This window comes from Pelomonas sp. Root1237 (genome assembly GCF_001425055.1).
Lineage (GTDB): Bacteria > Pseudomonadota > Gammaproteobacteria > Burkholderiales > Burkholderiaceae_C > Pelomonas.
On record NZ_LMDK01000016.1, the window covers coordinates 783,822 to 793,243 of the forward strand.

Here is a 9,422-nt window from a genome sequence, read left to right on the forward strand (position 1 = left end):
ACGAGACCGCGAACGCTCAGCGCCTGCCCCGGCCGACCAGCCGCGGCAGCACCGCAAGAACCACCAGGGCCAGCAGCGCGCTGATCAGCGCCGTCGTCTCCCGGCCCAGGCCGCAGGCCACGCCGATCGCTGCCGTCATCCAGATGCCGGCCGCCGTCGTCAGGCCCTGGGTGTCTTCCTCGGTGCGGTGCTTGATGATGGCCCCGGCGCCGAGGAAGCCGATGCCGGTGACGATGCCCTGGATGACCCGGCTCATGTCGGCCACGGACATGCCGCCGAGCTGCGGCACCAGCACGAACAAGGCAGCGCCCATGGCCACCAGCATGTGTGTGCGGATGCCGGCCGCCTTGCCCTTTTGCTCGCGCTCATAACCGAGCACACCACCCAGCAGCGCCGCGAGCAGCAGCCGCGTCGTGAGGCGGGTGACCTGCTCCACATCGGGCGCATCAGAGAACTCGGACTGCAGGGTCTGGAGGACGGTGGCCCACATGGCCGCCTGCCAGGCAAGCCGCGCGCCCGCGCCGGTTCAGTTCGCGCAGGTCACCGGCCGCGCATCCAGCAGCTCGGTCAGGACCTTTGGCTCGATGCCGACGAGGTAGCCGCGCCGGCCGCCGTTGATGCAGATCTTCGGCAACACCAGGATCGAAGCCTCGACAAACACCGGCATGGCCTTGCGCACGCCGAACGGCGAGGTGCCGCCGACCTGGTAGCCGCTGTGGCGCTGCGCCACTTCGGGCTTGCAGGGCTCGACCTTCTTGCAAGGGATCTGCCGTGCCAGCTCCTTCAGGCTGACCGTGCGGTCGCCGTGCATCAGCACGATCAGCGGCTCGGCCTTCTCGTCCTGCATGACCAGGGTCTTCACGACGGCGTGCTCCTCGACGCCCAGCTGCTTGGACGACTCGGCCGTGCCGCCGTGCTCGATGTAGTCGTAGACGTGCTCGGTGAAGGCGACGCCGGCACGCTTCAGCGCCTGGGTTGCCGGGGTTTCGCTGACATGGGCGATCTTCTTGCTCATCCCTTCATTCTCGGGGAGGTAAAACTTACTCCATCACAGCAAGCAATTATTGTTTTACAGTAAGTTTTCCGTGTTTGCCCTAGGCCACCATGCCCGACTCCTTTTCTGCCGATGGTTTACGGCGCATCCGCCGCCTGGCCTGGGTGGTGCGGCTGCTCTGCCTGCTCGGCGTCGTGGTCATCGGCACCCTGCCCTTCATCTTCTGGGCGGAGGCCGATTGGGTGGCTGACGTGGCAGCACGCACCTGGAACCTCAGCCGCATACAGCTCGACATGGGCACGCGGCTGTGGGGTCTTGCAGCCTCCATGCTGCCCACGCTGGCAAGCCTGTTCGCGCTGTGGCAGATGTGGTCGCTGTTCGGCTGCTTCGCCCAGGGCGAGTTGCTGGCGCGCCGGCCGGCCCAGCACCTGCGCCGCCTCGGCCTGGGCTTATGCGCACTGGCCGCCGCCCAGCCGCTGGGCCAGACGCTGGCCATCCTCGCCCTGACCTGGGGCAATCCCAAGGGCGAGCGTCAGCTGTGGTTCGGCCTGTCGGGTGATCACTATCTCGCCTTGCTCTTCGGCCTGCTGCTGCTGGCCCTGGCCCAAGTGCTGCACGAAGCCGCGCGAGTCGCCGACGAGAACGCCGAGTTCGTCTGATGCCCATCGTCGTCACCCTCGACGTCATGCTCGCGCGCCGCAAGATGCGCTCGCGCGAGCTGGCGGAGCGCGTGGGCATCACCGAGGCGAACCTGTCCCTGCTCAAGAGCGGTAAGGTGCGCGGCGTGCGCTTCGACACGCTGGCGCGCATCTGCGACGCCCTGCAATGCCAGCCGGGCGATCTGCTCGCCTGGGAACCCGGCCCCGAGCCGCCCGAAGAACCCTGACCTGCTTCCTGCCCATGCGCTTTCTGATCCCTTGCCTGCTGCTCGCGGCCTGCGCCGCCCACGCGCAGACCGAAGTCCTGCCGCCCGTCCAGACCGACCTCAAGCGCGACAAGAGCGTGCTGCCCTATGCGCGCATCAACGAGCTGCTGACCAAGCTGAGCAAGCACGGCGAGGGGCTGTTCCGCATGGACTTCAAGGTCGACGCCGAGAAGACCAAACTGCCTCTGCCTGAGCTACGCATGGTGGTGCGAAGCGACGAGGCCGACCACCCGATCCCGGTCGACGGCGAGGGCCGCTTCGACCTGCCCCTGCTGCCCGAGGCCGAGGCCAGGACGGCCGACTTCGCGACCAACGCGCCCAAGGGCCAGATGGCCGTGCGCGGCACCATCGAGCTGACCGTTCCGCCCGAACAGCTGACGATGGCCAAGGTGCGCCAGACCTTGCGCGTCGCGCGCACATTGCGCGAGGAACTGCTGCCTTGGTACTTGCGCTGGCTGTTCCCGCGCATCGAAGCCGTGCGCGTGTGCTCGGCCACGCCCACCTGGGAGCTGGAGTGGCGTGAGAGTGGCCAACTGCTCGGCTTGCCGCTGCCTCAGGCAGTGGGCGAGCGCGACCCAGACGCCAAGCCCGGCGAGAAGGGCCGCCCCTGCACATTGCTGACCGGCCAGGAGAGCTGGCCCGACGCGGCCCGGCTGCTGCCACCGGCCAGCAGCAAGCTCAGCGTCAAGCTGTAAGGCATGAACCACCGCTGGATCGCGCGCGGCCTGGTTGGCGGGCTGCACCTGGCCTTGCTGGCCGCGCTGTGGCTGCACCGGCCGCCACCGCTGCACCACCCCGGCGAGCGGCGCGTGACGACGGTGCGCCTGCTGGCGCCACGCCTGCAGCAGGCGCCGCCGCCTGCGCCGTCCATCGCCCCAGTGCCGCGCAAGCCGGAGCCCGAGCTTCCCGACATCGCGCCCCTGCCCTTCAGGACCGAGGCGCCTGGCGCCGCCATCCCTGCGCCCACCGCGCCGGCCGAAACCGTTCCTGCCACCACGGCACCGGCCGAGCCGCCACGCACGGCGCTGCGTTTGACTCTGCCGCCCGGCTATGCCGCGTCGTCAGCCGCCGCACGCAACCCGGCGCTGAGCGACCCGCGCAGCAACACGGCGCGGCCGACGTTCGAGGACCGCATCGCTGACGCCACCGGCGGGGCAGGCGCCTGGGTCGAGGAAAGCACCGGCGAGAACCGCTCCCAGGCTGTCGGCGCACTCGGGGACCGCCGCACCGTCATGCGCCGCGGCAACACCTGCGTCGAAATCTTCCGCTCACGCATTGCCGACATGGACCAGTTCAACGGCAGCGTCGCCCCGCGGGCGATCGGCATGGTCGGCAAGCCCTACAAGTGCAAGTGAGCGGCATCGCGCAGCGCCTGCGCGAAGTTCAGGCCGAAGTTCAGGCCACGGGTCGGCTGCGCGGCCGCACAGCCGCGGCAATCCTCATACCCTCCCTTCTTCAACCGCCCTTGGCTGCCACGGGCAGATAGACCTCGACCAGCGAGTCGGGCTCATCGGGGCAGAAGTCGGGGCCATAGCGCTCGAACAGCGGACCGGCGGCCTGGACATAGTCCGAAGCCGGCAGCTGGCGCTCGAAGATGTCGCCGAAGCCCTCACCCAGCCCCGACAGCGGGACGCTGAAAAAGGCATAGCGCCCGGCTGGCAACGTCAGCTTCGTCATGCCCGCCGGCACGGCGGCCGACGGCTCGACGGCAACGCAGGCGAGGTAGTCGAAGCCGGCGTCGGACTGGTTGTGCATGACGCCGTAGGTGGTCCTGGCCTCGGTGGCCTGCCCGATCTCGGGAATGCGGGCCACGAAGCGCGGCCACAGGGCCGGGATATCGGGTGACATCGGCGTCGTGCGGATCTGCAGGCCCACGACGGTGACGGCGGGTCGGTCAATGATCTGGAGCGGCATGGCGGTCCTCGAAGTTGCGAACAGGCGCCCGCGGGGGTGCCCACGCTACGACGAACGCTGGGCATCGTTTTCGACAAACCGGTGTCGCGCAGCAATTTCTGCAACACCGCTGCCGGCGCTGCACGCCCAGGCCGGTGCCTCCATCACTGCCCACACCTGTCATGCGCCAGTTCCTCGCCGCTGCCCTGTTTGCCGCCCTGCTCTCGCCCGCCCAAGCCGCCGCGCCGGCCGAACTGTTTGATTTCTGACTCGGCGGGCGAGCAGTTCGAGGCCCAGCGCATGCGCTTCTACGACATCGAACCCGACAGCTTCGATGGGGACGGGGAAGGCAGCACCGACGGCGGCAAGACCTGGACGCTGATCTGGCGATTGCACCACCAACGCACGCGGTCTTGCGCTTGTCCCTAGACTGGCCGGCTCTGAATCTCCCGATCCCGCCATGCCCTTCTCGACCTGGCTGCTGTTCTGCGGCGTCGCCCTGCTGACCTGCTTCTCGCCGGGCCCCGGCGTGCTGCTCGCGATCTCGAACTCTGTCGCCGTCGGGCCGCGCCACACGATGTTCAGTTCGCTGGGCAATGCGGCCGGCCTCTTCGTCGTGTCCGGTGCGGCCACGGCCGGCATGGGCGCGCTGCTGGCGGTATCGGCTTCGGCCTTCCTGGTCGTCAAGATCGTCGGCGCGGGCTATCTCATCTACCTCGGCATCAAGCAATGGCGCAGCGCCCCGCTGCGGCTGGATGCGTCGGCCGCTACCCATCAGCCAACGACGCCGGGCAAGCTCTTCCTGCAAGGCCTGGGCGTGGCCGTCACCAACCCCAAGGCCATCCTGTTCTTCACGGCGCTGTTCCCGCAGTTCCTGGTGCCTGGCGAGTCCCTGGTCCTGCAGACCGTGCTGCTGACGATCACGTTCACCGCCCTGGCCCTGGTGTCCCACGCCTTTTATGTCGGCCTGTTCCGCCAGCTGCGCCGCTTCCTGACCGAGGCGCGACATCTGCGGCTGTTCAACCGCATCTCAGGCGGGCTGTTCGTGCTGCTGGGGCTGAGCCTGCTGAGGCTGCGCAACCGCGCGGCTTAAATCAGATCGAGCTTCGGCCCGTTCCTGCTCGCGCAGCCGCAGTACGCGCCGCTGCACCTTCCCCGTCGTCGTCATCGGCAGCGCGTCGATGAACTCGATCTCCTTGGGGTACTCGTAGGGCGCCAGGCGCGCCTTCACATGGGCCTGCAGGGCCTCCACCAGCGCGGTGCTGCCAGCATGGCCCTCGGCCAGCACGACATAGGCCTTCACCAGCGCGCCGCGCTCGGCATCCGGCTTGGGCACGACAGCCGCATTCGCCACGGCCGCATGCTTGAGCAGGCAGTTCTCGATCTCGCCGGGGCCGATGCGATAGCCCGCCGCCTTGAAGACGTCGTCCGCCCGGCCTTCGTACCAGAGCGTGCCGTCCCGGTCGCTGCGGGCGAGGTCGCCAGTGCGGCACCAGTCACCCGTGAACTTGGCCTTCGTCGCGGCCTCGTTGTTCCAATAGCCGAGGAAGAAGACCGGGTCGGGCGCGCCATGGCGGTCACACGCGTTCACGGCCACCTCACCGGTCTCGCCGGGCGCGCATTCCCGGCCCTCATCATCGATGACCGCCACGCGGTGGCCCGGGTAGGCCCGGCCCATGCTGCCGGGCTTGGCCGGCCACAGGGCCTGGCAGTTGCCGACCACGTAATTCATCTCGGTCTGGCCGAACATCTCGTTGACCGGCACCCCCAGCGCATCGCGGCACCAGTTGAACACCGCGTCGCCAACGGCCTCGCCGGCGCTCATCAGCGCGCGCAGCTTCAGCGCATGGCGCTTCGGGCGAGGCTCGGCCTTCATCATGGCCTTGAGCGCCGTCGGGAACAGGAAGGCATGCGTGACGCCGTAGGCCGCCATCAGCTCGAAGGCCTTGGCCGCAGAGAAACGGCCCTGCCAGGCGACGATGGGGCGGCCGAAGTAGAGCGTGGGCAACAACGCATCCATCAGCCCGCCGGTCCAGGCCCAGTCGGCAGGGCTCCAGAAGACGGCGTCCGTCTTCTGGAGCCCTTTGCTGGGCCGAGGCCCTTCATTGCCGCCTCCCATCTCCCGCTCCCTCTTCCCCAGGGAAGAGGGCCTGATCGTCTCAGTGACATCGGGAAATGGATCGAAGCCGAACCAGTTCTGGCTGGCGACAAAGCCAGTCAGGTTGCCGATCAACGCCCGCTGTGGGATCAGTGCACCCTTGGGGTTGCCGGTGGTGCCGCTGGTGTAGATCAGGATGGCCGGGTCGTCGGCCTGAGTGGCCACCGGCTTGAAGCGCGCCTCCTCGGCCTGCAGGGCCTGCATCCACGGCAGCTCGTCGCAATCCACCGGGCATTCGCCCACGACCAGGATGCGGCGCAGCGCCGGGCAGCGCGCCTTGACCTCGCGCAGGGCCGGCAGGGCTTCGCAGGCGGCAATGGCGAGCACGGCACCGCTGTCCTGCAGCCGGTACTCCAGCGCCTCGGCGCCGAAAAGCATGGACAGTGGCATGGCGACCGCGCCAATCTGCTGGATCGCGATGTGGGCGACGGCCGTCTCGAAGCGCTGCGGCAGCACGATGGCCACACGATGGCCGCGGCGTACACCCTGGTCCAGCAGCGCGTTGGACAGCCGGTTGGCGGCCCGCTGCAATTGCGCGTAGCTGTAGTGGGCTCGGCAGCCGCTTTCGCTGTCGAAATAAATGGCCGTGGCGTTGGGCGTGTCGCGCGCCCAGCGGCCGCAGCAGGCCTCGGCGATGTTGAAGTCCTGGGGCACCTGCCAGCGAAAGGCGCCGTGCAGCTGCTCGTATCGGTCTTCCGCCATGGGCCACCCCCGGTTGGGACAAGGGGGCGAATGCTAGCCAGCCCGGCAATGCCCGGGCTAATGGATTGCACTGAGCAGGGAGCCCCTCGCCTGGTCTTGCCCGCTGGACGCGGCACGCCCAGTCGGTCCCCCAGGGGGACGGCGATGCTTGCCGGATCGACCGGCAAGCACATCGCCAGAGGGGCCGGCTAGGGAGCGGCCCGGCGCTCGGCCCCTAAAAGACGGACCGGCAGTGTCTGTTCAGAGGCCCAACCAGGCGGACGGCGACCACATGCTCGGCCGGTCGCCGTCGGCATAGCGCTCCAGCGCATCGCCGGTCAGGCGGCAGATGCGCCACTCCGGCATGACGTCGGCGCCCAGGCCTTCATAGAAGCGGATGGCGTCCTCATTCCAGTCCAGCACCGTCCAGTCGAAACGGCCATAGCCGCGCTCGCAGGCTGTCTGGGCCAGCTCGATGATCAGCGCCTTGCCCAGGCCGCTGCGGCGGTGGGCTGGGCGCACATACAGATCTTCCAGATAGAGGCCGGGCTTGGCCAGGAAGGTCGAGAAGTTGGTATAGAACAGCGCAAAGGCGACCACCTCACCGTCCACCATGCCAACCAGGCACTCGGCCGCGGGAGCATCGCCAAACAGATGCGGCTCGAGCTTCTCTGGCGTGACTTGCAACAGATGGGTCAGGTTCTCGAACTCGGCGAGCTCGCTGATCAACTGGACGATGGCTTTCAGATCGCGCGGCTCGGCGGCGCGGATGTCGTGGCGGGGTGCGGGCATGGTGGCCATTGTCAGTGCACTGCCGTGTCCTACAGTGCGGATATGCCCGATGTCTATTCCCCGCGCCGCACCCATCGCAGCGAATTTCTGAGCTTGCGCGGCCTGCGCCACCACATCTTGCGCTGGGGCCAGCCCTCGGCCGGCCACTCGCCCCTGGTCATGGTGCATGGCTGGATGGACGTCGGCGCGTCCTTCCAGTTCGTCGTCGATGCGCTGCAGCAGGAGCGCGAGGTCATCGCGCTGGACTGGCGCGGCTTCGGCCTCAGTGCGACGACGGGTGCCGACAGCTACTGGTTCCCGGACTACCTCGGCGACCTCGACGCCCTGCTCGATGCGCTGAGCCCGGGCGCGCCGGTGGACCTGCTGGGCCACAGCATGGGCGGCAATGTGGCCATGAGCTATGCCGGGGTTCGTCCGCAGCGCATCCGTCGCCTCGTCAATCTCGAAGGCTTTGGCATGCCCGACATCTCGCCCGCCGCCTCGCCCGAGCGCCTGGCCAAATGGCTGGACGAGCTGAAGGACCCGCCCTCGCTGCGGCCCTATGCGACGCTGGCCGATGTGGCCGAGCGGCTGCGCAAGAACAACCCCCGCCTGGCCGCCGACAAGGCCGCCTGGCTGGCCCAGCACTGGTCGCGTGAAACGCCCGAGGGCTTCCAGCTCAATGCCGACCCAGCCCACAAGCTGGCCAATCCCATGCTCTACCGCAAGGCCGAGGTGCTGGCCTGCTGGCAGCGCATCACCGCGCCCACGCTGTGGGTCGAGGGCAGCGACGACCAGCTGACGCGCTTCTGGGGCACTCGCTACCCGCGCGAAGACTTCGAGGCCCGCCTGGCCCTGGTGCCACAGCTGGAGAAGGCCGTGCTGCCGGACGCCGGCCACATGCTGCATCATGACCAACCCGAGGCGCTGGCCGCGGTGCTCGAGACCTTCCTGTCGAAGACATGAGGCAGCCTGCCATCGCGTTGCTGCTCGCGCTGGCTGCCACTGGCGCGCAGGCGGGCTGCTCGCGAGAGTTCAGCGTCGGCATCTCCGACCTCGGCTATTCAGCCTTCCTGCGCGACGGCCATATCCAAGGCGTCGTGCCCGATCTGCTGGACGAGCTGGCCCGGCGCAGTGGCTGCAAGCTGACCCTGCGCTACGCGCCTCGTGCGCGCGTGCTGCTGGACTTCGAGCACGGCAGCATCGACGTGCTGACCTCGGCCATGCGCGCCGCCGACCGCGACCGGGTCGGGCACTTCCTGCCCTATGCCTTCACGGAACTGGATCTGATCGTCGCGTCGGAGCGCGGGCCGCGCTCGCTGGAGGCCTTTGTCGGCCGGCCCGACCTCAAGCTCGGAATCGTCCGTGGCGTGCGCGTAGGTGATGTGCTGGAGGAACGGATCGCACCGCTGCTGGCCTCGCGCCAGGCCGAGTATTCGCCCGACTTCAACAACCTGGCGGCCAAGCTGACGGCCGGGCGCATCCAGGCAGCCATCATTCCCAACATGATCCATGCCAAGCTCAAGCGGGATGGCGCACTGCCAGCGCAGAGCATCGTCGTCGACCTGCCGGAGGCCGGCACCGAACCCATCGGCCTTTACCTGAACCGCACCACCGTCACCGAGGACGACGTTCAGCTGCTGCAGGCCCAGATCACCCTGCTGAGGCGCGAAGGCTGGATCCAGCAGCTCTACGCGCGTTATGTCGGCGAGGCCGAAGCCCGGCGCCTGTTCAGGACCGAGGCTCGCTGAACTCGGCCTCCAACTTGTCCATCTGTCTCGCGTAGACGATGACGATGGCGCAAAAGCCCAGCAGCGCACCCTGCGAGGCCAGCCAGAAGGCCAGCGGCCAGCCGAACACCTCGACGCTGAGTTCGCGCGCGAAGAACACCGGCGCAAAACCGACGATGGCCCAGGCCAGCAGCAACCACACCGTCAGGCGGCGGGTGCGGCGCCAATAGTCGTCGCGCAGCGGAGCTGTCATGGCGGCCATTCTCACCC

14 protein-coding genes are annotated in these 9,422 nt (G+C 68.4%); 8 read left to right on the plus strand and 6 right to left on the minus strand.

The genetic code is table 11. The features are described from left to right. Window positions 1-16: 16 nt before the first annotated feature. The gene (locus ASC91_RS16345) at window positions 17-490 is read right to left on the minus strand and encodes an MgtC/SapB family protein (RefSeq protein ID WP_056198645.1); all 474 of its coding nucleotides are present in this window, start codon (window positions 488-490) and stop codon (window positions 17-19) included. Between the two features lie 36 nt (window positions 491-526). Next, window positions 527-1,015 (minus strand): Cys-tRNA(Pro) deacylase, encoded by a 489-nt coding sequence (gene ybaK, locus ASC91_RS16350; protein WP_056198648.1) that lies wholly within the window; start codon window positions 1,013-1,015, stop codon window positions 527-529. Between the two features lie 89 nt (window positions 1,016-1,104). On the opposite strand from ybaK, the gene ASC91_RS16355 reads away from it, so the two are divergent. The 4 genes from ASC91_RS16355 to ASC91_RS16370 are packed head-to-tail and all read left to right on the plus strand — an operon-like array spanning window position 1,105 to window position 3,274. Further along, on the plus strand, window positions 1,105-1,653 hold the full coding sequence (locus ASC91_RS16355; RefSeq protein ID WP_056198651.1) for a DUF2975 domain-containing protein: 549 nt from the start codon (window positions 1,105-1,107) through the stop codon (window positions 1,651-1,653). Further along, entirely contained in the window at window positions 1,653-1,880 is a 228-nt protein-coding gene (locus ASC91_RS16360; protein WP_056198653.1) for a helix-turn-helix transcriptional regulator, read from the plus strand. The genes ASC91_RS16355 and ASC91_RS16360 overlap by 1 nt, the downstream gene beginning before the upstream one ends. A gap of 14 nt (window positions 1,881-1,894) precedes the next feature. Beyond that, window positions 1,895-2,614, plus strand: coding sequence for a hypothetical protein (locus tag ASC91_RS16365; RefSeq protein WP_056198656.1), 720 nt, complete (start codon window positions 1,895-1,897; stop codon window positions 2,612-2,614). Between the two features lie 3 nt (window positions 2,615-2,617). Beyond that, window positions 2,618-3,274, plus strand: a complete 657-nt coding sequence (locus tag ASC91_RS16370) for a hypothetical protein (protein WP_056198658.1) — start codon at window positions 2,618-2,620, stop codon at window positions 3,272-3,274. A 100-nt stretch (window positions 3,275-3,374) separates the two neighbouring features. On the opposite strand, the gene ASC91_RS16375 is transcribed toward ASC91_RS16370, so the two are convergent. Then, window positions 3,375-3,833 carry a GyrI-like domain-containing protein gene (locus tag ASC91_RS16375; protein WP_056198660.1) on the minus strand — a complete coding sequence of 153 codons (459 nt, stop codon included), beginning with the start codon at window positions 3,831-3,833 and terminating at the stop codon, window positions 3,375-3,377. Between the two features lie 237 nt (window positions 3,834-4,070). Here ASC91_RS16375 and ASC91_RS29485 point away from each other — a divergent pair, with 237 nt between their 5' ends. Together ASC91_RS29485 and ASC91_RS16380 are read left to right on the plus strand one after the other, a co-directional pair. After that, window positions 4,071-4,241, plus strand: coding sequence for a hypothetical protein (locus ASC91_RS29485; RefSeq protein WP_157281674.1), 171 nt, complete (start codon window positions 4,071-4,073; stop codon window positions 4,239-4,241). Between the two features lie 31 nt (window positions 4,242-4,272). Continuing rightward, the gene (locus ASC91_RS16380) at window positions 4,273-4,905 is read left to right on the plus strand and encodes a LysE family translocator (RefSeq protein ID WP_056198663.1); all 633 of its coding nucleotides are present in this window, start codon (window positions 4,273-4,275) and stop codon (window positions 4,903-4,905) included. Here ASC91_RS16380 and ASC91_RS16385 read toward each other — a convergent pair. Continuing rightward, a complete protein-coding gene (locus ASC91_RS16385; protein ID WP_082532725.1) occupies window positions 4,843-6,672 on the minus strand; it encodes an acyl-CoA synthetase in 1,830 nt (609 codons plus the stop codon). The genes ASC91_RS16380 and ASC91_RS16385 overlap by 63 nt on opposite strands. A gap of 240 nt (window positions 6,673-6,912) precedes the next feature. Beyond that, window positions 6,913-7,452, minus strand: a complete 540-nt coding sequence (locus ASC91_RS16390; RefSeq protein WP_200955294.1) for a GNAT family N-acetyltransferase — start codon at window positions 7,450-7,452, stop codon at window positions 6,913-6,915. A 15-nt stretch (window positions 7,453-7,467) separates the two neighbouring features. Here ASC91_RS16390 and ASC91_RS16395 point away from each other — a divergent pair, with 15 nt between their 5' ends. Together ASC91_RS16395 and ASC91_RS16400 are read left to right on the plus strand one after the other, a co-directional pair. Next, window positions 7,468-8,388, plus strand: coding sequence for an alpha/beta fold hydrolase (locus tag ASC91_RS16395; protein WP_394326325.1), 921 nt, complete (start codon window positions 7,468-7,470; stop codon window positions 8,386-8,388). After that, window positions 8,385-9,173, plus strand: coding sequence for an ABC transporter substrate-binding protein (locus ASC91_RS16400; protein ID WP_056198670.1), 789 nt, complete (start codon window positions 8,385-8,387; stop codon window positions 9,171-9,173). Before ASC91_RS16395 ends, ASC91_RS16400 begins: the two co-directional genes overlap by 4 nt. Here ASC91_RS16400 and ASC91_RS16405 read toward each other — a convergent pair. Then, window positions 9,154-9,405 (minus strand): DUF4212 domain-containing protein, encoded by a 252-nt coding sequence (locus ASC91_RS16405; RefSeq protein WP_056199696.1) that lies wholly within the window; start codon window positions 9,403-9,405, stop codon window positions 9,154-9,156. The two genes, ASC91_RS16400 and ASC91_RS16405, sit on opposite strands and share 20 nt — an antisense overlap. Window positions 9,406-9,422: the final 17 nt, after the last annotated feature.